Raw genomic sequence first — 26431 nt, forward strand, 5'->3', positions numbered from 1 at the left:
GGCAGTTCAAGTCCAAATCCGCATACAGGGGGAATTAAGATGACATCACCATTCTCAATTACGCTGCAGCCTGGAGGCAAATGGTCCGCACGGATCGGCAAGGGCAAGTCCATTACACTGACGGCGGCCGGAGACGGTGCGAATCTCTCCGCTCTGCTGTACGATGCCTTTCATCCTTCCGAGCGCTACAATATGCCGGATTCGCTCAAGGCGCAGCACACCGCTTTTTATACGGCCGGACATGTGCTGATGAGCGATCAGGGAAGGGTGCTGGCTTCGGTCACGGAGGATACGGTTGGCTGGCATGATCCGCTTGGCGGGTACACGAACCGGGTGGGCACGGACAGCAAGTACGGCTCGACCTCCTATCAGCAGGAACGGAACGCCTGGCATCGCAGCGGTGAGGAGAATCTGGTTGTAGAGCTGTATCGTCATAACCTGACGCCTCGGGATTTGAGCACACCGGTCAATTTTTTCTCCAAGGTGATCTGCGAGCTGGACGGCTCCATGCGGTATATCCCTCAGGAGACGGCGGGGCGGTCGGTTGCGCTGCGGACGGAAATGGATGTGCTGATGGTATTCTCGAATACGCCAAATCCCCTGAATCCGTCGAAGGATTATCCGGAGTCGGCTGTAACGATCTGTGTCGCGGATGCCGCGCCGGTCCTTGAGGATGATCTCTGTGTTAACCACTGCGGGGAGAACCGGCGGGCTTTTGAAAATACATGGAATGCCTACGCATTGATGAGAGGAGCAAACTAACATGAGTACATTTCAACCGGTAGTGAGCGAGAAGACGGCAGCCGAGGCGGTCTATGACCGAATCATCCCGGCCGGAGAAGGATGGATTCATGACCTGCTCCCGGGCCAGGTGCTGCGCATCATCGATGTGGAAGGCAATCAGGCCGTAGATACGCTGTTCTATTCGACGGAAGATCCGAGCGACCATTACAGCGCCGTCCGGACCATTACCCGCCAGCATAATTTGTACCTGACGACCGGATCGGTGCTTGTCGCCGAGTCGGGACGGGAGCTGCTGAAGATAACAGCCGATACATGCGGGCGTCATGATACGATCGGGGGCGCATGCTCCGCGCAGAGCAACACGGTGCGCTACTCGCATGATACACTGCCGATGCACAACTGCCGGGATACCTTCATGCTGATGCTGTCGGGACGCAGCGAGTTCACCAAGCGCGATCTGGCGCCGAACGTGAATTTCTTCATGAATGTGCCGGTAACACCGGAAGGAGAGCTGGTCTTCGCCGATGGCGTGTCGGGTCCGGGACGCTATGTGGAGCTGACGGCGCTCGCGCCGGTCACCGTGCTGATCAGCAACTGCCCGCAGCTTAACAATCCATGCAATGCTTACAACCCGACGCCGGCGCAGGTGCTGATCTGGGATGTTGAAGGAGGCGGCAGCCATGTTTAAAAAAGTACTGATCGCCAACCGGGGAACGATCGCCGTCCGGATTATCCGCACGCTTCGCGCTATGGGTATTGCATCGGTTGCCGTGTATACGAAGGCAGACAGAGACAGCCTGCATGTGGAGCAAGCCGATGAGGCGGTGCTGATCGGTGACGGCCCTGCCAAAGAGAGCTACGTGAATGCGGAGCTGATTCTTCGTACAGCGGTGGAGACGGGCGCGGATGCGGTTCATCCGGGTTACGGCTTCCTGAGCGAAAATGCGGCTTTCGCGAAGGCCTGCGCGGAGCATGGCATCACCTTCATCGGCCCGTCGCCGGAGCATATGGAGCTGTTCGGGCTGAAGCATACGGCCCGCTCCATGGCGCAGCAGGCGGGAGTGCCGATGCTGCCCGGAACGGGGCTGATCACAGACGCGGCTGAAGCGGCTGACCGTGCGAACGGGATCGGGTATCCCGTAATGCTGAAGAGTACCGCAGGAGGCGGCGGAATCGGGATGCGCATTTGTCAGGATGAAGCGGCGCTTCGGGATGCGTTCGACTCGGTAACCCGGCTTGCGGCAGCCAACTTCAACGACGGCGGGGTGTTTTTGGAGAAATACATCGCCCGCGCCCGCCATGTCGAGGTGCAGATTTTCGGGAACGGTGAAGGGGAAGCTGTTGCACTTGGCGAGCGGGACTGCTCGGTGCAGCGGCGGAACCAGAAGATTATTGAAGAGACGCCGGCGCCGCTGCTGCCGGAGGCGGTCCGCCGCGATATGCATGACAGTGCGCGCAGGCTCGCGAAGGAAGCTGGTTACCGCAGTGCGGGAACGGTGGAGTTTCTCTATGATCCGGATGCCCGGCGTTATTACTTCCTTGAAGTGAACACGAGACTTCAAGTCGAGCACGGCGTAACGGAGGAAGTGCTCGGCATCGACCTGGTCGAGTGGATGATTCTGGAGGCTGCCGGTACGCTCAAAGGACTGGAGGAGAGGGTCAGCGAGCCTCAAGGCCACAGCTTGCAAGTGCGCCTGTACGCAGAGGACTGCGCCAATAACTTCCGTCCGGGCGACGGCCGTATCGATGCCGTCATCTGGCCGGAGCAAGCGAGAATCGAGACGTGGATTCGGCAAGGTCTGGAGGTCACGACCCTCTACGATCCGATGCTGGCGATGATTATCGTGCATGCCGGTACGCGCCGGGAAGCCATCGCCAAAATGGTGAACGCACTGCAGACGCTGCGCGTATACGGGGTGACGACGAACCAGTCTTATATAGAAGCTTTTTTGCAGACGGAGGCTTTCAAGGAAGGGCTCGTCTATACAAACATGCTGAACGGCTTCCTTCCGGCAGAGCATGCAATCGAGGTGCTGGACGGCGGTGTACAGACAACGGTTCAGGATGTTCCGGGACGGATCGGCTACTGGGATATCGGTGTTCCGCCTTCGGGTCCGATGGATCGGCTGGCGTTCCGCATCGGCAACAGGCTTCTGGGCAACGAAGAATCGGCGTCGGGACTTGAGATGACGCTTCGCGGCGGCTCGTACCGCTTTCGGGATGACATACTCTTCTGTCTGACGGGAGCGGATATGAACGCGGAGCTGGACGGGGTGTCCGTACCGCTGTATACCCCGGTGCAGGCGAAGGCTGGCTCCGTGCTGACGCTTGCTGAAGCTGCGGCGGGTATGCGTTCCTACCTGCTGGTCGCAGGCGGGCTCGATATGCCGCTGACGCTGGGCAGCGCTTCGACCTTCACGCTCGGAGGCTTCGGCGGGCATATGGGCGGCGCGCTGCGGCCGGGAGCCGTACTGCGCGTCCACCAGGGAGCAACGAAGCCGCTGCCCGCGCTGGATGCCGCCTCCATCCCGAAGACGGCGAACGAATGGACCATCGGCGTCATCCCGGGTCCGCATTGTACGGCGGAATATGTGCTGCCCGCCTATCTGGACCAGCTTACCTCCACCGTGTGGGAGGTTCACTTCAACAGCTCCCGCACCGGCGTCCGCCTGATTGGGCCTGCGCCGCTCTGGGCGCGTGAGGATGGCGGAGACGCCGGACTTCACCCGTCGAACATTCACGACAACGCCTACGCAGTCGGCGCGCTGGATCTGACGGGTGACATGCCGATCCTGCTCGGACCGGACGGCCCGAGCCTCGGCGGGTTCGTCTGCCCCGTAACGACGGCTACCGCCGAGCTGTGGAAGATCGGCCAGCTTCGTCCGGGCGACAAAGTCAGCTTCAAGCTGATTACCGTTGAGGAAGCCGAGGAGCTGCGGGCGGCGCAAGAGCTGTATCTCCAGCGGCTTGGGGAAAAAGCGGAGCTGCCGGGGCCGTCGAAGATGCCGGAACTGCCGGAGTTGCCGGAGTTGCCGAGGTTGACGGGACCGACGGAACTGTCTGAAATGACTGAAATGACTGAAATGACTGAAATGACTGAAATGCCGAAGCTGCCGGAGCTGCCTGAGGTTTCGCGCGGCGATTACATGCCGCTCATCGCTTACGAAGAAGAAGGCCGCCGCTTCAAGATCGCGGTTCGCTGCTCCGGCGACGAGAACATCCTGGTGGAATACGGAGATCGGGAGCTTGATCTCCTGTACCGGTTCCAGGTGTATGTGCTGATGCAGGCCGTGAAGGACAGCGGCAGCATTCCTTATATTGAAATGACGCCGGGTATCCGCTCTTTGCAGATTCATCTGGATGCCTCCCGGATCACGGTCAAGGAAGCTGCCGCGAAGGTCATGGAGATCGACCTTGCGCTGCCGTCCCTCGATTCCATCGAAGTTCCGTCGCGGATTGTGAAGCTGCCGCTGTCGTGGGACGACCCGGCAACCCGGCTGGCCATTGAGCGTTATCAGCAAAATGTACGCCCGGATGCCCCATGGTGTCCGAGCAATCTGGAGTTCATCCGCCGGATGAACGGTCTGGGCTCGCTGGAGGAAGTCGCCGAGGTTGTATTCAACGCTTCCTATCTTGTGATGGGGCTGGGCGATGTGTATCTCGGCGCACCAGTCGCCGTGCCGCTTGATCCGCGACACCGGCTCGTGACGACGAAGTACAATCCGGCGCGTACGTGGACGCCGGAGAACGCCGTCGGCATCGGCGGTGCTTATCTCTGCGTCTACGGCATGGAAGGCCCCGGCGGCTATCAGTTCGTAGGCCGCACGGTGCAGATGTGGAACAAGTTCCGCCAGACGGCGAACTTTGTGGAAGGCAAGCCCTGGCTGCTCCGCTTCTTCGATCAGATTCGCTTCTATCCGGTCTCCGAGGAGGAGCTGCTTCGGATGAGAGACGAGTTCCCCCGGGGAGAGTTCACGGTTGAAGTTGAAGAGACTACGTTTAACCTGGGTCAATACTTAAGCTGGCTCGAAGAGATTCAGGAAGAATCGGCCGCGTTCCGGAAGCTGCAGCAGGCATCGTTCCAGGAAGAGCGCGATCTATGGAAGCGGCTCGGCATCGCCGAGCATGTATCCGAGCCGGAAGGCTCCGCTTCCCACGAGCAGGAGGCGCTCCCTGGCGGCAGCCAGGGCGTGAACAGCTCGATGTCGGGCAGCGTCTGGAAGGTGCTGGTGAAGCCGGGCCAGAAGGTACTGAAAGGCGACACCATTATAATAGAAGAAAGTATGAAAATGGAGTTCTCGCAGTTCGCTCCGTTCGACGGCGTTATCGCATCCGTCTTCGTCGAATCCGGCGATCAGGTATGTGCGGGAGACTGCATTGCGGCGATTTATCCACTGGAGCTGGAACAGGAGGCGACTGCATCATGAGCATACAGGCCATTCCCTTTGAACTTACTCTTGAATCACTCCGTAAGGGCTATCTGTCCGGCAGCTTTACGCCGGAAGAGGTGATTGCGGCGGTAACGGGCCGTGCGGCACGGGACCGGGACATGAAGATCTGGATCCTGGAGCCTTCCCTGGAGCGCATCGCGCCTTATCTGGAGCGGCTGAAGGCGATGAATCCCGCCGATTATCCGCTGTGGGGCATCCCGTTCGCGGTGAAGGACAATATTGAAGTGGCGGGCTGGCCGGTTACGGCGGCCTGCCCGGATTTCGAATACGTGCCGGACCGTCATGCGGCGGTTGTGGAACGGCTGATCGCGGCAGGCGCGGTGCCCGTGGGCAAAGCGAACCTCGACCAGTTCGCCACCGGCCTGGTCGGCACCCGCAGCCCTTACGGCGACACGCATAATGCGCTGCGCCCCGAACTGATCAGCGGCGGCTCCAGCTCCGGCTCAGCCGTTGCGGTGGCCCGCGGACAGGCCGCTTTCTCGCTCGGCACCGATACCGCCGGCTCCGGCCGCGTACCCGCGGCCCTGAACGGCCTCGTCGGCTACAAGCCGGCCGTCTCGGCCTGGCCGTCGGCGGGCGTCATTCCCGCCTGCCGGAGCATTGACTGCGTGACCGTGTTCGCCCGGTCCGCAGAGGATGCGGCGGCCGTTGACAAGGCCGTCCGCGGACCGCTGGCGGGCGATCCGTATTCCGCCGCCCGCCCGCTGAACTTCCCGGAGCAGCCTTCCGTATGGCTGCTCCCCGCAGATCCGCTGCAGTTCTACGGCCCTTTCGCAGCGGAATATGAAGCTGCGTGGGAGCGGGCGAAGCAGCGGATACTCCGGTCAGGCGTAACGGTGAAGCAGGTGGACGCCGGTCTGCTGCAGGAAGCGGCAGCCCTGCTGTACGAAGGTCCGCTCGTCGCCGAGCGGTGGAGCGATCTGGATGCCTTCATTGAAGAGCATCCAGGTGCGGCTCTGCCGGTGACGGAGACGATTCTGTGCTCGGGGGCGAGAGCGGAGTTCACGGCAAGCGCCCTCTTCAAGGCCCAGCATCGGCTGGCCGAGATCAAGGCGCTCACCCGCCAGTGGCTCCGGCGGGCGGTGCTTGTGCTGCCGACCTGCGGCGGCACATGGACAAGGGAGCAGGCAGCAGCCGATCCCATTGCGACCAACAGCCAAATGGGTCTCTACACTAACCACTGCAATCTGCTCGATTTAAGCGCCATCGCCATTCCCGCCGGAATGGCCGGGCCGAAGCTGCCGTTTGGCATTACGCTCTTCACGGTTCCGGAGGAAGAAGGAAATCTCATTCCGGCCTCCCGGCACTTCATGCGGCAGCAGGATACCATCCGGGTAGCCGTCTGTGGGCTGCATATGCGCGGCATGGGACTGGAACCGCAGATGACCGGTTATGGTGCGGTGTTCGTGGAGGAGACCGCGACCTCGGAGAATTATCGGCTGTATAAGCTGCCTACCGAGCCGGCCAAGCCGGGGCTGGTCCGGGTCCCGTCAGGAGGGGCGTCCATTGCCGTTGAGCTGTGGGATATGCCGGCGACTTCCTTCGGGCTGTTCACGGCATCCATCCCGTCGCCGCTCGGCATCGGCCAAATTGAGCTGCAAGACGGTCGGACCGTCTCCGGCTTCATGTGCGAAGCCTATGCGGTGGAGGGAGCTTATGAGCTGACATCGTTCGGCGGCTGGAGAAAGGCGATGGAGCTTAACATTTAGCGGAATCCTCCGGAATCTGGCAGCCTGCGCGTAAGCTGAAGTACCACCACGGCTGTCTCAATAGTGTTCGGCGCTGGACGGGAACCGAAAAATGACCTCAAAATCCACACAGAAGTGGAGGATGAGGTCATTTTTAATAGCCGGACTCCCGGACAAGGCGGGGGATGTGAAACGGCGCATATCGCCCGCCAGCATTCTACAGCGCCAGCGCTTCTTCGGTGATGCGCTTGATATCGATGGGGGAAGCTTTGCTTTCCTCAATAATGTCCGGAAGAATCCGGTTCAGGAAATAGCGGACGCATTCCAGATCGATATTTTTGATTTTGACCAGGGCGCCGCGGTACATGGTGATGAATTCTTTTTCCATATTGCCCCGCTGCATTTCCGCAAAAGCCTCGTAGACCTGATCCAGCTTGTCGGCCACCTCCAGAATCAGCCCTTCCACGGAGTCGTCCTTCCCTTCCCGGAGCTGCCTGCGGAAAATCGCCTGAAATTCCTCCGGAATATTCTCGTCGATGAAATGCCGGACCATGCCCTCCTCCACCTGCTGGAGCATCGAGCGAAGCTCAAGGGAATAATGCTTGACCGGCGTCTTGATGTCCCCGATAAAAATTTCGCCGTAATCATGGCTGCTCGTAATCTCATAGAGCTTCTTCCAATCAATCGCCGTCCCGTGCAGCTCTTCGATATCGGCGAGCGTCTTGGCGTACTGCACCACTTTCCAGGAATGGGCGGATACGCTATGCTCCTCGAATTTAAACTTGCCGGGGGCGCGGATGATACGTTCAAGATCGTTCAAAGATCGAAAGTAGGCGTGAATTCCCATATGTGCACGCATCCTTTGTGTTGGAATTAGGGTATGAGCCGACTATACTTTATTTATGTCAACGCAGAATTAACGGAGTTTAAACGGCGCTTCCTTCCGGCCCGGGCAGACCGCGAATGTGAATATGCCGATATTCTATATTTTCCCGTTTTGGTTATACGGATTCAACAGGTTAGCCACCGGTTCGTATTTAGGCGCATAGGCGCTTTTGGCGGAGGAATATAGAGGTGAAGCGTCTGTACGGACATATGGAGCGGGAGAGAGGGTGTGCTTCAGGTTGGATAAACGGGATGGACAGGTAAGCTGGAAGATTCTGTTTGACGGAAAATTCATGCAAAAACATACGGCGTACAAGAGTTTGGCTGATTTTTTGGCTTCAGGGGGATTCGAGATCGGAGAGCTGGAGGAGATTGTGCGGCTGGATAAGGAGAGGCTGGACCGCTTCATCGCCCAGGGTGCCGGGTTTGAGAGCTGGGAGGATATGCTGAGCGAAGCGCTGGGTGATTATTTCGAGAGAACCTTTGGCTTCTATGATATTTAACTTGAAAAAGAATGGTGGGATGCGGCATGAGCCGAAGCTATCTGATTTTGTATGGACTGGGCGGCAGTGGCCCGGAGCATTGGCAGTCGTGGCTGTATGAAGAGTTGATTGCCCGGGGGGAGAAGGTCTATTACCCCGATTTCCCGAACTACGACCATCCGATTAAGGAGGAGTGGCTGCGCCGGCTGGCAGAAGTGCTGGAGACGGTTCCGGAAGAGGAGGAATTGACTGTAGTCGCCCATAGTCTGGGCTGCATTCTGTGGATTCACTATGCCATAGCGGCCAAAGTCAAGCTGGCGAACCGGCTGATTCTCGTCTGTCCGCCTTCCATACATACCCGGCTGGAGGAAGTGGCCAGCTTTTTCCCGGTGCCTGATTCCTTGGATATGGTGGGAAAAAGCGCCAATACCGGCGTGGTCGTCCTGTCGACCGATGACCCTTACTGCCGGATGGAAGATCATATTCCTTACCAGCGTCTCCATCTGCCGTCTGTGCTGCTGCCGGGAGTGGGCCATCTGAACGTGGCCTCCGGATATGGGCCTTGGCCGGATATGCTGGAGCTATGCCTCAACGGGCATTTCCCCTTGTGGGAACAAGGGTAGCTCAGTGGGGCAATTCTCCCGGAGTTGAAATGGCTCTCTAGTCCCGATATGATTATAAAAAAGAGTCAGGAGAGTGCGGATGAGAGGATATAATATCGTACGCCCCTTAATGTTGATCATCGTCGCCCTGCTTACAAATATGCTGGTGACCAATCTGTGCCTCATGTTCGGTGTGGCGTCTGATGCTGCCAGCAATATCGGCATGATCGGCATGATCATCGCCGCCCTTGTGATGTACAACCGGTTCAACAAACGCGGTAGGAAGAGGTAAGGCTGCCGTCACGGATTCAGCTGAGCGCTTTTCTGTTGAGCGTGTCGTCAGACCTCTGGCTGGAAGCAGTCGGAGGTTTTTTGGCTTGAGGGGATTGGATGCTGTCAGCATTCAATGACGGGTGGTCTGCGATACCTCCGCCCGATGCTCGAGCCGTTCGTTTGTTTTTACCTGGAAATGTAAATCATGCGCCGATGCACTCCTTACAGGGATGCGAATTCGGTTTTTTCTAAGATTTTTCAACTGATTCCTTCCCTATGAATGTGAAAAGCTTTGTAGTAAGATGTTGAACAACTACAGTTAAGGGGAGAAAGCCTTGAATACAAGGAAATTGGGAGTACCTTTGGAAGGGTTTGCAGAATTCAGCCGGACTGTGGCCGCAGAAGGAGCCGTACTGTTGAAGAATGATGCGGGCGCTCTACCGATCCGGAAGAGCGAAAGCGTTTCGATTTTTGGAAGAACACAGGTAAACTATTATCGGAGCGGCACCGGATCGGGCGGTAGCGTCAATGTGGCGTATACAACCAATCTGCTGGACGGCCTGCGCGCCAAGAAGAATATCACGGTTAATGAAGATTTGGCGGCTGTGTATGAGAAATGGATCGAGGCCAACCCGTTCGATAACGGGGGAGGCGGTTGGGCCGCAGAGCCTTGGCATCAGAAGGAAATGCCTTTGACAAGCGAGCTGGTGTCTGAAGCCAGGGGGAAGTCGGATAAAGCTATCGTGGTGATCGGCCGTACGGCGGGCGAGGATCAGGACAATGCCAATGAGCAGGGAAGCTACCGGCTGACCGATGATGAGAAGGACATGCTGAAGCAGGTAACGGCCCACTTCGAGCGGACGATTGTCGTGCTGAATGTGTCGAATATTATCGATATGAGCTGGCTGAATGACGCGGACTATATCCACCCGATTGCAAGCGTAATCTATGCCTGGCATGGCGGTATGGAAGGCGGCAATGCGATTGCCGACGTGCTGGCCGGAGAGGTAGCCCCGAGCGGCAAGCTGACCGATACGATCGCCTACTCGCTGGACGACTACCCGTCGACCCGCAATTACGGGGATGAATTTACGAACGTATATCAAGAAGACATTTATGTAGGCTACCGGTATTTTGAAACCTTTTGCCCGGAGAAGGTGCAGTATCCGTTCGGCTACGGCCTGTCGTACACAACCTTTGAACTGAAGGCGGAAGAGGCTGGGCTGGCGAATCGTGACGGACAAGAGATCATTGAACTCGTTGTAGCCGTTACCAACACAGGCAGTGAATTTGCAGGCAAAGAGTCGGTTCAGGTGTATTACGAAGCGCCTCAGGGCAAGCTGGGCAAGCCAGCCAAGGCATTGGCGGCATTCGGCAAAACACGGGTGCTTCAGCCGGGCGAGTCGCAGACCTTGACTATCAGCTTCCCCGTTCACATTATGGCATCCTACGATGACGAAGGCGTTACGGGCTTCCCTTCCGCCTATGTGCTGGAGGCTGGAACGTATAACCTGTTCGCAGGCAGCAATGTCCGCAGCCTTATCAGCCTCGGCGTTGAAGGTCAAAGCGGATATACGGTGGCGGATACCACCGTAGTCGAGCAGCTGGAAGAGGCGCTGGCTCCGACCGCGAGCTTCACCCGGATGAAGCCGGGAGCGCGGCGGGAGGACGGCACGTACGAGCTGATCTTCACGGAAGCGCCGAAGCAGAAAATCTCATTAGCTGAGCGCATTCAGAGCAAGCTGCCGGTGACGCTGGAGCAGACCGGAGACAAAGGATACAAGCTCAAAGATGTGCATGAGGGCAAGATTAGCATGGAGGACTTCATCGCCCAGCTCAGCGACCAGGATCTGGCCGCGATTGTCCGCGGCGAAGGCATGAGCAGCCCGCTGGTGACATCGGGTACGGCATCGGCCTTTGGCGGAGTGAGCGATTCGCTGTTCGGCTTCGGCATCCCGGTGGGATGTACGGCGGATGGCCCGTCCGGCATCCGGATGGACAGCGGAGAGAAGGCGACCCAGGTGGCAATCGGCACGCTGCTGGCCGCAACATGGAACCCGGAGCTGGTCGAGGAGCTGTACGTTATGGAAGGCCGGGAGCTGCTCCGGAATGAGATTGACACACTGCTTGGACCGGGGCTGAATATCCGCCGCAGTCCGCTGAACGGACGGAACTTCGAGTATTTCTCCGAGGACCCGCTGGTTACCGGCGTGTTCGCGGCCGTCTGTACCCGCGGAATTATGAAGGGCGGATCGAACGCGACATTGAAGCATTTTGCCTGCAACAATCAGGAGAAATACCGCAGCCAGGTGGATGCCGTCGTATCCGAGCGCGCCGTGCGGGAGATTTATCTCAAGGGCTTCGAAATCGCCGTGAAGCAGGCCGGAGCCAATTCGATCATGACCTCCTACAATCCGGTGAACGGACACTGGGCGGCATCGAACTATGATCTCAACACGACGATTCTTCGCGGAGAGTGGGGTTTCCAGGGTATAGTAATGACGGACTGGTGGGCCAAGATGAACGATGCGGAATCCGGCGGTACGGCGGACGCCCGGTTCACCAATTTCATGGTCCGTGCGCAGAACGATCTGTATATGGTCGTCAGCAACTATGGCGCAGAGATTAACGCCATGGAGGATAACACACTGGAGTCCCTGGAGAACGGAACCTTGACCCGGGGCGAGCTGCAGCGCAGCGCCATGAACATCTGCCGGTTCCTGATGCATGCGCCGGTATTCTCGCGCGAGCAGGTAATTGAGGAGACGGTCGAAGCGTTTAAGGCGAATCCGTCGCTTGCGGCTGAGCAGGCAGAGTCTCTGGCGGATGGAAGCCAAATCAAGCCGGACCCGGCGGGACCGGTTATTGTGAAGGTTGAGCAGTCCGGCGTGTACCGGACCCTCGTCCAGCTCATGTCGCCGGAATCGAATCTGGCGCAGAGTGCCTGCAACGTGACGCTGAACGGCCAGCTGATGACGACTATCCAGACGAACGGAACGGACGGCCGCTGGGTCCGCCAGAAGCTGGTGAAGGCGGAGCTCGAAGCGGGGCTCTATGAGCTGAAGCTGGACTTCGTGAAGCCGGGTCTTGTGATCGACTGGATTGAGTTCAAGCAGTTGTAGGGGTATGGCTTGCTTAAGTTTGCTAAAAGTATTCCGATCATCACTAAAGTGGAAATTGCTCATTTGTTCGACTACGAATGCCATGAACCAGTACATTTTAAAGACAATCTCTCGCTCGCCATTCATGAGTCTGGCTCAAACCTAAAAACAAGGCTGCCTGAAGTTAGGACTTCAGGCAGCCTTGTTTATGCGTTGCTTTTTTTACATTCCTTCAATAAGTTCCTTAATGGAGCTGTCGCTCTTTAATGCGCGCAGCAGGACGGTTATGGCTTCAGCGCGTGTGGCCTGGTTATCAGGCTTGAATGCAGAGGGGGTTACCCCTTGAATCAATTGGGCCTTGTAGGCTTCCCCAATGACATTCTTAGCCCAATGATCGTTGCCGACATCGGTGAAAGAAGCCGAATTACCGGTTGCCAGTTGGCCAAGATCAAGAACTCGGGCCAAGATCGTAACGATCTCTGCACGGGAAATTGCTGCATTCGGTCTAAAGCTTCCGTCGGAATAACCGTTAATAATCCCCTTTTCAGCCAATGTCCGGATGTAGTCGGAAGCCCAATTCGTTGTCGTATCGCGGAACGACGCCGAACCCTGGCCTGCTTCCAGTCCGAAAGCACGACATACCATAGCTGCGAACTCTGCTCTTGTTACGGAAGCATCGGGGCGGAACGTTCCATTCTGGTAACCGTTGATGATACGCAGCTTCACGGCCAGAACAATTTCATTGCGGCTCCAATGCTGCGCGATATCGCTGAACGAAATGCTCGTATTCTTCGTGGCGGCAATCGATTCCCTGATGGCTTGAATTACAGCTTCCACGTTAATCACCTTGCTCTGGAAGGGATTAATCTTGGCAGGTTCCGGCTTTGTGCCTGTCGTTGGTGTCGTCGGTGTAGTCGGAGCCGTCGCGGTTGGTTGTCCGCCGCTTACCGAACTAGGTGCAGCTTCCCGGGTCACCGTTACCGTGTAGCTCTTCGTTGTGCCATCCTGCGCTTTTACTGCAATCGTAATCACGTTGCTTCCAACGCTCAGGGCGATTGATTCGCTGGCCTGACCGATTACAACCGCTGTATTATTTACTGTAATCGTCGCATTGCTGTCAGATGCAGTAGCCGTTACACTGGTGCTGGCGACCCCGTTCGCAACGCTGGCGCTGTACGATGTAATCCCGGCTCCGAAGACTGGACTAATTGTGGCGTTCGACAGCGTAAGTCTGCTCAAATCTGCATTGCTGCTCTGGGCACGGTTCACTATCAGCGTATAGGAATTCGTCGAGCCGTTCTCATTCGACAGCTTAATCTCGATTGGATTCGGACCGACAGCCAGATTCGCAGCGTGATATTCGTACACGCTGCCAGTCACCGAGGCATATGTTGCACCCGTAACCGACAGAACCGGACTGGAGTCTCCTGTATTCAAGAAGATCCCGAGACTGGAAACGGTATTCGCTACATCAACACGATAGTTGAATACCGATGAAGAGAATGCCGGAGATATCGTTCCTTGATCCACCGACAATCCGGTCAAGAGTGCCGGTCCCGGACCTTCCTCTCCGGTATTGCTGGAGATTGCCTTGACTGTCTTGGCTTCTGTACTTGTCCAGGTGTTGCCGCCATCTCCTGAGAACCTCATTACATATTCCCAATTACCGGCTTTATCCGGAACGAAATTAGCTCGGTAGACGTCGTTGTTGCCATTGTCCTGAGCGTAAACGGCGTCCACCCAAGTATATTGAGTGTCTTCGCTGAGCTTGTATCCTAATTGCGCTTGAATATGAACTCCGCGTCCCGTATAATTCGTCACATTCTGTGAATTCACTTCTGCCGTAATGTCGTCGGTTTTAGTACCTGCATTTTGTTCATTCGACAGTGCAGACAAGTTCTCTGCTTTTGCGATCGGAATATTTGGCAATTCTACGCTTGGAGTTCCGGACGTTTTATCAATGGTGTACTCGTCAAGCACGTTACCATTCTTCTCAATTGCTTTAACCGTCAGCTTATCTCCGTTCACATTCACCGTAAGATAGTTGGTGTCATCCGTATCGTTTTTGTAATACGCATCCCATACCTGTTTAAACGGATCACTGTAGTTTTTATTGCCCGAGCGACCGGTTATATAGTACACGGTACCCTTGGTCGTATTGTCAACAAAGTTATTATTGTTAATCGGATAAGTTCTTGTAATGGTATGGTCATGGGCGCCGAATACCAGATCCACATGATATTTGTCGATTACCGGCTGGAACGCCAATTTTACTTTCTCCGCATCGGCTGCACGACTGCTTCTGCTGTAGTAGGATGCCTTATGATAGAATACGATTTTCCACTTCTTATCCGTGCTCATCAAGTCTTGGTCCAGCCAAGCCGCTTGTTCCGCAAGAATGTCACCCATTTTCTCGGTCTGGTCTGTGTTAGCTTCTGTATTCTGCGAGTTCAGTACGGAGATATGCACATCGCCATAGTCATAAGAATAGACCAGGCCCTTCAAGCGATCTGGACCGTTCTGAGGGAGATTGAATTGCATCTTGAAATTATCCGCCTGTTCATTCACACCATAGGTGGAGTAATATTCATGATTCCCCGTGACAGGCATCTCGGGAATGTTCTCGATTACACCTTCTGCTCCTTCAAACCATTTATGCCAATGCTCATAGCTTCCTTTTTCCACCAGGTCACCGTTATTAATAATAAACTTGGCTTCTGGATTCGCTTGATAAGCCGCGTTAACCGTTTCTCCCCATTTCGCATAATCCGACTCTTCTTGTCTTCCGCTTTGACTATCACCAAAGATCAGAAATTGAAATGGCGCGGCAATAGAAGCCTCTGTTGTAAAGGTGGCGGTATCGCTCCAATTCGTACCCGTTCCAACCCGGTATACATAAGCTGTACCCGGCTTCAGACCCGCCAGTGTAGCGGTATGCACACTTGCACTAACGTTTACATATTGCGTTTTGTACCCTTTTCCTTCCGCCATCACCGAGGTGTTCACACCAGGGAAAGACCCTTCGTTGGACTTCTCGGCATACTGGACGTAGCTTTCACTAACATTCGACTCGGTTTTCCAGGTAATGGTCTGGGTAGTTTTCGCGTCTTGAGTCCAAGTCAGCATAACGTCGAACGGTTTGACAATAGTCTGTTCGTCAAAGAACTTATTAACCTTGTAGCCCAATATTTTCTGATCCCATGTTAAGCCGTTGTCCAACGAAAAGCGCATGGCATAATACCACTTGCCTGCACGATCAGGAGTAAACTGTGCGCTGAACCGGTCACTGTTGCCAACATCGTCTTTATAAACCGCATTTACCCATGTATAATCCGGATCTGTTTCGAAACGATATCCCAGTTGGGCGATAAGGTTATTCCCCTTGCCGGCACCGTTCGTGATATCCTCGACCTCAACCTCACCTGTGATCTCCGGAGTCGGTTGACCAATCATCAGCCGGTCATTTAAATCCGTCAGGTCGGCTACTGATTTTACTTTCGGAACAGGCAATGATTCAACAACTTCAAGGGTAGCTGTCGCGCTAACCCCTTGATAAACACCGGTAATGGTCACCGTTCCCAGTGGAGCGTTAGGGGCAACCAGGACAGTTCCATTCGAGACTGTAACAAAAGCCGGCTCACTGCTTGTCCAATTTACAGAACCAGTTAAATCGGCTTTATTTCCGTCTGACAAGTAGCGAAATGCCTCAGCCGGTGTGCTTTGACCCGGTTGCAGTTGCTTCTGATTAAGGGCAAGCTTCAAAAAATAGACCGCAGAGTTTCCGCTAACCTTCGGGCTGGCATTCAAGAAGTCAGTATAATCTCCCGACCAGGAAGCCTGCGGAATGTATTTGTACTGAACGACTCCTCCTGTATTATTGAAGTCCTGAGTACTCAGGTTGTAGGAGAATACGTTCTGTTGCACGCCGTCTACCAAGACAGTGCCCGTTAAGGACATGGGCTTAAATGTGCTCCAATTCGTAAAATTACCATTGATATACATCTCGCTCTTGGGGGAATAGGTGCTCACGGTAACCGTTCCATCTCCGTTAAACTCCGGGCTGGTTACGGTTCCGCCGCCATCGGCAGCGTGGACTCTCTGAAGTCCTCCCGGCGTCAATACACCTAACAACAACATGCTGATCAAAACGATTGCAAATACTTTGTGAAACCTTGGCTTTGTAAACAAAACTCTACCTCCCACATAGTTGTAATGATATGTAGTCCTTTGATGCTGCTCTTGCCCATTCGGGCAAAGGCATTTCTCCAGCCCTCTGAAAACTTTGTAAAAAGGATTCTCTGACTCAATCTTTATACAGAATTTTACATAAAATTTCAAAGGCCTATTTTAATACTAGTGCGGATTCGTCAACAACGTGTGAATGGATTGTTTATATTATGTAAAGAATTTTGCTCTATATATTCTCAAAATAATAAAACAATAGAATGAATGAAATAAAAAGGAATTAAATATTTATGCAAAAAAAATGCGTCATCATCGAATGATGGGAAGGTTGAGCTACAAAATGCATATTAAATGCCATGTTCGGGCATGGTCTAACGGTGATTCCCAGGGTTGTCTCATTGCCGGAAAGGGATGGGGTGATCTTTTATTTTATAACTTTGTGAACATAACAGAATGAAATCTCATTTTTCGTACAGTTTCTCTTGATATTCTACATGAATAGAGTACTATAGGGATATAAGTCATAAAAACATGAATCATTTCATATATATTTTAAATAAATGGAGGAGAAGCGAATGACGAGTTACCGGGATCAACTGATTGCGCATTACAAGTTCGACGACGTGAGCCAAACGGGCAAGGACAGCTCGGGGCAGGGGAGAGACGGAAAGGCTGGCGGCAGCAATCCGCCGGAGATCGGGGCCGTCGCTGGCAGACCGGCTGTCATATTAAAGGGAGGACGAAGCGGTTCATCCTATCTTGAGCTGCCTGCTGATCTGCTGCAAAGTGTAAGCGATAACACGGGCATGTCGGTAACGGCCTGGATTAATCTGAGCAGGGGAACGAGCGTGTGGGAGCGCCTCTTCGATTTCGGCAAGGGCGAACAAGGGCCCTATTTGTTCCTGACCCGCAATCTGCGCGGCACGCTGTCCTCCGGCGGGGATTTGACGGTGGACCCCGGCAGGGGCTTCCCGTCCGGCGAATGGCTGCATGTTGCGCTGTCGGTTACCGGCACGAAAGGCGGAACGCTCAGCAGCGCGGGTCCGGTTATTTACGTGAACGGAGAACTGATCGCCGACGGCTCGATCAGCCAGACCTCGAGCGGCAACTACGCCCAGCTTCGCCGCTGGTTCGCGACCTTTGAAGATCGGGACAGCTACAGCCGGAATTATCTGGGCCGCTCGCAGTACGGGGCCGATGACGATTTGGCCGGGGCTCTGTCGGACGTGCGCATCTATGCTGCGGGCTTATCCGAGGATGAAGTGATCGAAGTCATGTGCGACTCCTTGAGCGATGACGAGATTATCCGGCTGGCCCGCGACAAATACCTGACGTTCTCGGCGAATATCATAACCAGGGACGTGGCGTTGCCTCAGACGCTGATGGGCGGCAAGGTCAGCGTCCACTGGACCTCCAGCCAGCCGGAGGCGCTCTTTCACAGCGGGCAGGTACAGCCGATTGGTTCCGCTGCCGCAGTGACGCTTACGGCGGTACTGACCCGGGGTTCCAGCTCTTTGGAGAAGAGCTTCGAGGTGTCGGTCGTTCCGCAGGACGTGCCGCCCTATACGCTGACCATCCACGGCGATAAAGAAATCACCGATGTCAGCGAAGTCATGTACGGCTTGTTCTATGAAGACATCAACAACGCGGCGGACGGCGGCATCTATGCGGAGCTTGTGCAGAACCGCTCCTTCGAGTCCTTCGCGTTCGACACGTATTCGCATGCATCGGGCGAATGCGGCTGCTCGACGGGCCGGACCCGCGATCCGCTGTTCGCCTGGTCCGGCGACACGGACAAGATGACGCCGCAATCCTCCGGCGGCTTAAATGAACTCTTCGGCGTGAACGATCCGGACGCGAACGCCTATTATGTCACGGTTGCGGATGGAGCGACCATCCGCAACCGGGGCTTCGCCGACGCCAACGGACACTGCGCGATGTCGATCCGGGAAGGCGCCAGGTATGACTTTACCATATGGGCAAAGGCCGAGTCGGCGGGAAGCATTACGCTCCAGCTTCAGAGACCGGACGGCTCTCCCATCAGCGTTGCGGTTGCGCTCGAAGTCGAGGGCGGCGGCAAGTGGAAAAAATACGGCACAGATCGCACGCTCGTCCTTACCGGAACAAGCACCACGCTGGGCCAGCTTGCACTGACTTTTGCCGGAGACATCTCCATCGACATGGTTTCGCTCATGCCCCAGGAGGTATGGGGCGCGAGGAAGGAAGAACACTCTCTGTCGGCTCATGCCAACTATCTCAGCAATCCGAACTATCGTCTGCGTCCGGATCTCGTGAACGCACTCGTCAATCTGCATCCGAAGTTTCTGCGCTTCCCGGGCGGCTGCATCTCCGAAGGCTCCTTCATCTGGAAGAACGTCTATGACTGGAAGGATTCCGTCGGACGCATCGAGCTCCGCAAGGAGAACTATAACGTCTGGGGCTATATGATGACGATGGGTCTCGGGTATATGGAATACTTCCAGCTCGCCGAGGACCTGAACGCCCTGCCGCTGCCCGTCATGGCCTGCGGAGTGCTGTGCCAGGCGCGTTCGGATTACGCCCATCCGGCCGGGGGCAGACTGCGGGATTATTACATCAAGAACTTTACGGACCTGATCGATTTTGCCATCAGCACTGATTTTCAAAATAATGAATGGGCGGCGCTGCGCAGGGAGATGGGGCATGGGGATCCCTTCAAGCTTCACTATCTCGGCGTGGGGAACGAGAACTGGGGCACCGAGTTTTTTGCCAATTTCGAGGTGTTCAAGACGGCGATTGACGCGTATATGGAGGAGCATTATCCCGGCTACGAGCTGCATATTATCTCTACTGTTGGCGCCCAGGCGGACGATGATGCCTATCAGCAGGGCTGGAAGTTCCTGAGCGGCGATCTGAAAGGATCGGCGAAGATCGCTTTTGCGGACGGCCATGAGGTCATCGAAGAGACGGTAACCTGGTACGCCAAGCAGCCGAACTATATGGATACCATTGCAGATGAGCATTACTACCGCTCCAACGACTATCTGCTGCGCAATGCGGACCGCTACAACTACTATTACCGGGCGTACAACAGGGACGGCAGCCTCAACTGGAAGGAGACCTCCAAAGTCTTCGTCGGAGAGTATGCGTCCACGGACAAAAACACGCTCGCAGGCGCGGTGGCTGAAGCGGCATTAATGACGGGCTTTGAGAACAATGCCGACGTTGTCCGCCTGGCGGCCTACGCTCCGCTGTTCAACAAGGTGCTGACGGACGGCACCTACCGCTGGACCCCGGACTGCATCTGGTTCGATGATGAGACAGTATGGTTCACGCCGAACTACTATGTGCAGCAGCTCTACGCCAAGTACATTGGGCACACGGTGCTTGGAACATCCTTCTCCACTTACCGGCAGGGCCGGCAGACAGAGCTGAAGCCGCATGGCGGAATCGAGATTGCAACAGGCAGCGCGGAGGTGCTGGTGAAGCGTGTGACGGTTACTTCGAACAAGGATGGCGGCGTGCTGCTCGATCAGCATTTTGCCGAGCCGCTGAATCCGCTGTGGCAGACCATTCCCGGATCGGCCGGCTACACGGTCCAGGAAGGCGAAGGAATTGTGCTGAAAGCCCAGGACAACGGGCTGAACGGTCTGTATATCCTGAATGAGGACTGGTCGGATTACACCGTTACGGTGGTTTTGTCCAAAATAAGCGGTCAGGACGGCTTCACCATCGGCGCGGGCCTGACCGATATTGCCCCGGCGAACAAGGATGTGCTGGAGTATGCGGTCGGATACGGCGGCAACACCACAGGTGTGAAGGTGTTCAAGCAAGGCGTTGAGGCCTATACGCTCGGCGATTATTCCTCCAGCACCGCGGCGGGCAATCTAAGAGCGGCATGTTACGAACCGCTTGCCGTGATGACGGACTATACAGTGACAGTCAATTACGGCGGTAAGTCAGGCGACCGGCTGATCTGCTCCTACACGGACGGAGAGACGGAGAGCCGCGTTCTGGATTATAAGCTGGAAGCCTACAACCGGGAAGTCTTCCATTCGGTTACGAAGGATGACCGCCAAATCTACGTGAAGCTGGTGAATGCGGACGGGGTGGATAAGAGAATCGAGCTGATTCTGGAGACTCTGGATGTTCAGGCGGAGGCGGAGCTGATCACCTTAACCGGCGAAGCTTCACTGCTTAATTTGCTACGAAAAATTCCTATTGTTCTTCTCTATGAATTATGTTATATTATTTCTCGTGGCTGCATGATTAGTGCTCCTGCGAGCGGTCGTGGCGGAATTGGCAGACGCGCACGGTTCAGGTCCGTGTGGGCTAACCCCCCGTGGAGGTTCGAGTCCTCTCGACCGCATTCAAGTATTACCTTAAACCCTTCTTGATGATGAAGGGTTTTTGCTTTTTTTGCACGTTTTTTATCCTTACTCAGGAAGGGAATGGAGGCGGCACCCGCATGCCGGGAAGCGTGCGCGCGCCGGAACCCGCTCCCTATATTGATTGATTGAGCAGAGGCACGCATGTCTGGATCGTGCGTCCGAGTGAGTCTTTCACCTCGGTCAATCTAACCTCTACCCCATAGGCTGCTTTCAGATTTTGTTCCGTCACCACATCCGCCGCTTCGCCGAAGAGAAAGCCTTGATTTGAAATCATAAGCGCGACTTTGGTTGAGCACAGAAATGCGTGGTCGGGGGAGTGGGAGGTCATCAGGATTCCCAGCCCCTTACGGGACAGCCTCTGAACTTCCTCCAATACACGTACTTGATTGCCAAAATCCAGATTGGCGGTGGGCTCGTCCATAATGAGCAGCTTGGGCTCCTGGGCGAGGGCTCTTGCGATCAGAACAAGCTGCCGTTCTCCCCCGCTGATCTGCGTATAGTCTTTGCCCGCCAGATGAGAAATGCGAAGATCATCCAGCATCCGCGCGGCCAGTTCCTTATCTTTGCTCGACGGAGAGGACAGCATTCCAATGTGGGCGGTTCTGCCCATCAGGACGACATCCAGCACTTTATAGGCAAAAGGCGGTGTATGGGCCTGAGGCACATAGCTGACACTTTTGGCGAGAACACGGGGCGGCAAGGAAGTCATGTTCTGCCCGTCCAGCAGGATTTCTCCCTGGATCAGCGGCAGGAAGCCCAGAATGCTCTTGAACAGGGTTGTCTTGCCCGCACCGTTCGGTCCGAGCAGACAGACCATATCTCCGGTCTGCACCGAAAAGGTAATATTCCGGACAATTTCCGTTCCATTATAGCCGCAGGTTGCATTCACGATATCGAGTTTCATCGAATCACTCTTTTCCGGAATCTAAATATGTTTAATTATAATTAAATATAATGATATAGAAATTAATATAATATGAACAATGTTTTACAGAGCGGCTGAAAGATCGGACTTTGCGTTAACCATGACGGACTTCGGAACCTGCAAATTCAATCAGAAAAGAAGTGAAGGCATTGATACAGCCAAATGCAAACGTGAAACAAGGATTCCTGGACAAATATTTCTCCGGCGAAGCGATCGATTACCGGCAGGTCATCGCGCTTTTTATTCCGGTTCTGATCGACCAGATCTTTGTAGTAGGGCTTAACCTGATCAATACGGCCATGATCAGCTCGGCGGGCGTTGCGGCAATCAGCGCGGTCAATATGATCGATTCGATTAATATTTTTCTGATCAGCGTGTTCATTGCAGTGTCGACCGGCGGTACTGTGGTGGTAGCTCAATATAAAGGCAGCGGCAACGATGCCATGGTCTCCAAGGCGACTGCCGGAACCGTGTCCTCCGTGTCCCTGCTCGCGTTCGTCATCGGCTTGTTCGGCATTGTGTTTCATGGTCCGCTGCTGAATATTCTGTTCGGGGCGGCGGAGCCGGATGTCATGTCCAACGCTCGCGTATACCTGATCGGAAGCAGCATCTCCTATCTTGGCATTGCGGTTGTGGAGGCGGTCTGCGGCGCGATGCGGGGCATCGGCCGGACCCGGGCGTCGCTCGTGCTGTCGCTGATCATGAATCTGGTGTATGTAGCGCTTAACCTGGTCTTTATTAACCTGATGCATATGGGCATTCACGGCATGGTTCTTTCCATTAATATTGCCCGCTATTTGGCGGCCTTCTGTGCACTCTTCTATTTGCTCCGGATGGACAGCACCCTGCGGATCCAGCTCCGGGACATTATCGCCGTCAATCTGTCCATGCTCAAGCGGATCATGTTCATCGGGCTGCCGTTCGCCGCAGAGCAGATGTTCTTCAATGGAGGCAAAATCCTGACCCAAATCTTTATCGTCAGCATGGGCACGTACGCCATTGCCATCAATGCGATAGCCGCTTCTTTCGCGGGGGTCATGCAGATTCCGGCCAATGCGCTGTCCATTACGATCATTACGGTGGTCGGCCAATGCATGGGACGGGGAGATGTCAAGGATGCGAAGAAGTTCGTCAAATCCTTTGTCGGGGTGTCCTCGCTTTCCTTTGTGGTCATGGGGCTGCTCGTTCTTCCGTTCTTTCTTCCAATTCTGTCCCTGTTCCACCCGCCCGCCGAAATTGTGGATGACATCTTCCTGATTGTGCTGATCAATACGATTGCGCAGGTTCCGCTCTGGTCCATCAGCTTCATCGTGCCTTCCGCACTCCGGGCGGCTGGGGACTCCAAGTTCACGTCGTTAGTCTCCATGCTGTCCATGTGGCTGTTCCGCATCGTGCTCGGCTACCTGCTCGGCATCGTGTTCAATATGGGGATTCTCGGCGTATGGCTCGCGATGGATTGTGAATGGGCGATCAGGGGCGGTATTTTCTTCAAACGGTTCCTTGGTCAAAAATGGTACAGACACCGCGTTATCTAAACGTTCGTATTTCAGCGGATAACATATGAGAAGCTTCATTGCGCCGCCCGGCGGCAACTCTTAAGATGGGAAGATCAACCGTCTTAGGGAGGTGTCAGGGTGGCGCATATTATTTTCTATACCAAAACGGGATGCCGGGGAGGCATTCGGCAGAAAGAACTGCTCCAAAGCTTCGGGCATACGGTGGAGGAGCGTTCTCTGCTGGACGAGACATGGACTCCGGAGACGCTGCTGCCTTATTTGGACGGGCTGGCTGTGGAGGAATGGTTCAATCCGAACGCTCCTGCCGTCAAGGAAGGCCGGGTGATTCCGGGAGCCCTGCCGCCGGAGGAGACGCTCCTGCAGCTGTGCGGCGATCCGATTCTGATCAAGCGTCCGCTGATGAATATCGAAGGGCGGCTCGTGGCCGGCTTTGATGCTGATCAGATCAAGTCGTCGGGACTAGGTGAGGTGCCCCAGGGCTATCAGACCGGCTGCCAGATGAACGATCAGGCCGGAGCTTGTTCTTCCTGATTCAACTTCAATGCAGACTTAAGGGCTGGCCGGAAGCATCCGGCTGGCCTTCTTGCTGAATTATAAGATTGTATAAGCTGCGTGCTTATCACAGCCTTCAATTTCTCGGTAAACGCATGGCGTCTAGTGACGCCGTAAGGCGTTTATCCTTGCCTGGAGACAGGTCCTAATGTCAGCATAGCTGCCGCTCTTTCCAACGCTTTCTTGAACGGTCTTGGGTTTTGGATGCTCAGGCGATATAGTGTTGTTCATAACCAGGATACAGGAAGGGGAGAAGAGACCATATGGCGAAGCGGGTAGCGCTTGGGAGCAGCGACGGAGAGTGGATCGATCAGCATTTCGGAAGCTGCGAGCAGTTTGTCGTGTACGACATTTCGGAGGAAGCAGAGTGGAAGCTCGTGGAGGTTCGCCAGACCGGGACAGACGGCTTCAGCGGCAGACACAGCGAGGAGCAGCTCAAGAAGCTGCTGGAGCTGGTGTCTGACTGCGGCCTTGTGCTGGTCAGCCGGATCGGCATGGGAGTGGGAGAGGAACTGAAGGAGCGCGGCATCGCGTTCAGCACCGATTACATCTCCCTGAAGCATGCGCAGGATAAGCTGATTTGGGTTCACTGTATGCAGCCGGCGGCGGGCAGCCTCCGGCCTGCCGTTATATGTTCTGCCATTACATGTTCTGCCATTACATGTTCTGCCATTACATGTTCTGCTGTTATATGTTCTGCCGTTATGTGTTCTGCCGTTATATGGCCCGGCTATTACATGCCCGGTTTGCTTCCCGCTGCCTGGGCCGGCAGGGCAGCCGCCGGAAGCAGCTCGCCGTACACGCCGAGCATCTCCTCTGCCACGCGTCCGACGTGGTAGTTCTCCAGGTTCGCGGCGGCGCGGGTCCGGTAGCGCTGGCGCAGCACATCGTCGCCAAGCAGCTTGCTGATCGCTCCGGCTAGCGACTTCGGCTCGCGGGGCGGCACGAGCAGCCCGGCCTCGCCGTGATCGAGCGCCTCGGGGATACCGTCCACACCGCTGGCGACGATGGCGCAGCCCGATTCCCGGGCTTCGATCAGCACAAGCCCGAACGGCTCCTTGTGCGAGGCGAGCACGAAGATCTCGGCCCCCTTCATCCAGCGGCGCGGATCGGGCTGAAAGCCCGCAAAGATAATGCGGCTTGCCGCGGGAGAGGCTGCGGCCCGCTCCTCGAACTTCGCCCGGTCCGGTCCATCGCCGACGATATACAGCCTGGCGTCGGGATGCTCCTGGGCCGTCAGGTTGAAGGCGTCGATCAGGTCGGCGATCCCTTTGCGCTCATACATGCCGGCTACAGTTACAATGGGCCGGCCCTCCAGCTGAACGGGGGCGGGGTCCGAATCGCGCGGACTGCCGATCGTTCCGTTCAGGATGACGCGCAGCTTGTCCTTCTGGACGCCCCGTCCTTCCATCGCTTGCGATACCGCTTGGCTCACCGCGATTACCCGGTCGCCCACCTTCATGAAGTCGGCGCTCTTCTGGAATTCGTTATGGACATGGGTCACGATCTTGTACTTGCGGAACCCCTTGAGGTAGCGGGCCAGCACCGCGCCCGTCATCATATGGGCATGGATGATGTCCGGCGAGAAATCGGCGACCATCTTCCGGAAATGAAAAACAGCCCGCATGATCTGAGCGGGCTTCCGTGTCTGGTCGAGGCGGAAATGGCGGATGCCATGCTTGGCCAGAAGATCCTCGTAATGGCCGCCAGCCGACATGACCGCCACCTGATGATTTCTTGACGCCTGCTCGCAAGCCAGGTCGACCATGACGTTGACAATACCGTTGCCTGTCTCCTTGACATGATTGGCAATGTGAAGAATACGCATCAGGTTCTCCTCCTTTATACCGGATGTTTCTCGCTTTCGACGATGTACACGGGTTTCTGCTTCTTCTCCGTGCGGTGCAGCTCATAGAGCTTGATTTCCTTCAGGAACTCATAGTACATCCAGAAGAAAGCGACGCTGAATCCGGCAACGCCTTTTGTTATCATTTTCCGGAAAAACAAGGTGTACACAAGCTTCGCCGGGGGTCTGAACAGCAGTCTCATCAGACTGAATGGGCGTCGTCTGTCGAAATCCTTCCGGGCCTCCAGGTCGGTATACTTGTTAAAACGCTGCACATGGTCCTGAATGCTGCGGTAACCGTGGTGCCAGAGCACCCCCTCCAGAACGGGGACGCTGGACGAGTCGACATCTGGGCCCTCGTGCACAAGCACGTCCTTCATCGCAACCTCGTCTTTTTTGTAGAGCCGTACGATATTTTCGCCTTTCGGCATCCATTTACCCATGAAGTCTCCGATCCGGTAAATGTTGTAGGCCTTGATGTCATCCTCCGGACGGGTCATCCAATCCTGAAGCGATTTCTGCAGCTCTGCGCTGACCTCTTCATCCGAATCGATAAAAAAGATCCAGTTGTTCCGGGCCCGGTCAGCCCCGAAGATGCGCTGCTTGGCGTAGCCCGGCCACGGGTTATGATAGACATCGCAGCCCAGCCGCTGCGCAATCGCAACCGTTCCATCCGTGCTTCCTCCATCGACGACGACAATTTCGTCCGCGAAAGGACGGCAGGACAGGATAGCCTGCTCGATTTTTTCCTCCTCATTCTGTGTGATGATGACGACGGACAATGGTTTGCAGTCAGTCAATGTTTGGTTC

The 26431-nt window shown here is 55.5% G+C and carries 16 protein-coding genes, 1 tRNA gene and 1 pseudogene; 13 read left to right on the plus strand and 5 right to left on the minus strand.

The features are described 5' to 3' along the window. Nucleotides 1-39 precede the first annotated feature (39 nt). The 4 genes from PSTEL_RS01450 to atzF are packed head-to-tail and all read left to right on the plus strand — an operon-like array spanning nt 40 to nt 6904. Nucleotides 40-762, plus strand: a complete 723-nt coding sequence (locus tag PSTEL_RS01450) for an urea amidolyase associated protein UAAP1 (RefSeq protein ID WP_038693034.1) — start codon at nt 40-42, stop codon at nt 760-762. Nucleotide 763: 1 nt separating this feature from the next. Next, nucleotides 764-1432, plus strand: a complete 669-nt coding sequence (locus tag PSTEL_RS01455) for an urea amidolyase associated protein UAAP2 (RefSeq protein WP_038693035.1) — start codon at nt 764-766, stop codon at nt 1430-1432. Next, nucleotides 1425-5171 (plus strand): 5-oxoprolinase/urea amidolyase family protein, encoded by a 3747-nt coding sequence (locus PSTEL_RS01460; protein ID WP_038693036.1) that lies wholly within the window; start codon nt 1425-1427, stop codon nt 5169-5171. Before PSTEL_RS01455 ends, PSTEL_RS01460 begins: the two co-directional genes overlap by 8 nt. Continuing rightward, nucleotides 5168-6904, plus strand: coding sequence for an allophanate hydrolase (gene atzF, locus PSTEL_RS01465; protein ID WP_038693037.1), 1737 nt, complete (start codon nt 5168-5170; stop codon nt 6902-6904). The genes PSTEL_RS01460 and atzF overlap by 4 nt, the downstream gene beginning before the upstream one ends. A 196-nt stretch (nt 6905-7100) precedes the next feature. Here atzF and PSTEL_RS01470 read toward each other — a convergent pair whose 3' ends face one another. Next, nucleotides 7101-7730, minus strand: a complete 630-nt coding sequence (locus PSTEL_RS01470) for a YfbR-like 5'-deoxynucleotidase (RefSeq protein ID WP_038693038.1) — start codon at nt 7728-7730, stop codon at nt 7101-7103. A gap of 331 nt (nt 7731-8061) precedes the next feature. Here PSTEL_RS01470 and PSTEL_RS01475 point away from each other — a divergent pair, with 331 nt between their 5' ends. The 4 genes from PSTEL_RS01475 (at nt 8062) to PSTEL_RS01490 (ending at nt 12247) form a co-directional block, all read left to right on the plus strand. Beyond that, nucleotides 8062-8271 carry a hypothetical protein gene (locus PSTEL_RS01475; protein ID WP_169744521.1) on the plus strand — a complete coding sequence of 70 codons (210 nt, stop codon included), beginning with the start codon at nt 8062-8064 and terminating at the stop codon, nt 8269-8271. 26 nt (nt 8272-8297) lie between these two features. Beyond that, nucleotides 8298-8873, plus strand: a complete 576-nt coding sequence (locus PSTEL_RS01480) for an RBBP9/YdeN family alpha/beta hydrolase (RefSeq protein ID WP_038693040.1) — start codon at nt 8298-8300, stop codon at nt 8871-8873. Nucleotides 8874-8952: 79 nt separating this feature from the next. Further along, nucleotides 8953-9144 carry a hypothetical protein gene (locus PSTEL_RS01485; protein ID WP_038693041.1) on the plus strand — a complete coding sequence of 64 codons (192 nt, stop codon included), beginning with the start codon at nt 8953-8955 and terminating at the stop codon, nt 9142-9144. 316 nt (nt 9145-9460) lie between these two features. Then, nucleotides 9461-12247 (plus strand): glycoside hydrolase family 3 C-terminal domain-containing protein, encoded by a 2787-nt coding sequence (locus PSTEL_RS01490; RefSeq protein WP_038693042.1) that lies wholly within the window; start codon nt 9461-9463, stop codon nt 12245-12247. 201 nt (nt 12248-12448) lie between these two features. On the opposite strand, the gene PSTEL_RS25935 is transcribed toward PSTEL_RS01490, so the two are convergent. Further along, entirely contained in the window at nt 12449-16414 is a 3966-nt protein-coding gene (locus PSTEL_RS25935) for an S-layer homology domain-containing protein (RefSeq protein ID WP_052098111.1), read from the minus strand. Between the two features lie 572 nt (nt 16415-16986). Between PSTEL_RS25935 and PSTEL_RS25940 the strand changes: the two are divergent. Further along, nucleotides 16987-20595: pseudogene (locus tag PSTEL_RS25940) on the plus strand (alpha-L-arabinofuranosidase C-terminal domain-containing protein); the annotation flags it as partial. Nucleotides 20596-20674: 79 nt separating this feature from the next. After that, nucleotides 20675-20759: transfer RNA gene (locus PSTEL_RS01520), tRNA-Leu, on the plus strand. Nucleotides 20760-20893: 134 nt separating this feature from the next. Here the strand turns inward: PSTEL_RS01520 and PSTEL_RS01525 are convergent. Beyond that, complete coding sequence (locus PSTEL_RS01525) at nt 20894-21685, minus strand: ABC transporter ATP-binding protein (protein ID WP_038693047.1); 792 nt, start codon at nt 21683-21685, stop codon at nt 20894-20896. A gap of 191 nt (nt 21686-21876) precedes the next feature. Here PSTEL_RS01525 and PSTEL_RS01530 point away from each other — a divergent pair, with 191 nt between their 5' ends. From PSTEL_RS01530 to PSTEL_RS01540, 3 genes are all read left to right on the plus strand, one after another. Then, nucleotides 21877-23241, plus strand: a complete 1365-nt coding sequence (locus PSTEL_RS01530; RefSeq protein ID WP_245625049.1) for an MATE family efflux transporter — start codon at nt 21877-21879, stop codon at nt 23239-23241. Between the two features lie 99 nt (nt 23242-23340). Next, nucleotides 23341-23754 (plus strand): thioredoxin domain-containing protein, encoded by a 414-nt coding sequence (locus PSTEL_RS01535; RefSeq protein WP_038693049.1) that lies wholly within the window; start codon nt 23341-23343, stop codon nt 23752-23754. A gap of 284 nt (nt 23755-24038) precedes the next feature. Further along, nucleotides 24039-24614 (plus strand): NifB/NifX family molybdenum-iron cluster-binding protein, encoded by a 576-nt coding sequence (locus PSTEL_RS01540; protein WP_038693050.1) that lies wholly within the window; start codon nt 24039-24041, stop codon nt 24612-24614. On the opposite strand, the gene PSTEL_RS01545 is transcribed toward PSTEL_RS01540, so the two are convergent. Together PSTEL_RS01545 and PSTEL_RS01550 are read right to left on the minus strand one after the other, a co-directional pair. After that, nucleotides 24509-25603, minus strand: a complete 1095-nt coding sequence (locus PSTEL_RS01545; RefSeq protein ID WP_052098112.1) for a glycosyltransferase family 4 protein — start codon at nt 25601-25603, stop codon at nt 24509-24511. The two genes, PSTEL_RS01540 and PSTEL_RS01545, sit on opposite strands and share 106 nt — an antisense overlap. A 14-nt stretch (nt 25604-25617) precedes the next feature. Then, entirely contained in the window at nt 25618-26421 is an 804-nt protein-coding gene (locus PSTEL_RS01550) for a glycosyltransferase family 2 protein (RefSeq protein WP_052098113.1), read from the minus strand. Between the last annotated feature and the right edge of the window lie 10 nt (nt 26422-26431).

It is taken from the genome of Paenibacillus stellifer (assembly GCF_000758685.1).
GTDB classification, from domain to species: domain Bacteria; phylum Bacillota; class Bacilli; order Paenibacillales; family Paenibacillaceae; genus Paenibacillus_AQ; species Paenibacillus_AQ stellifer.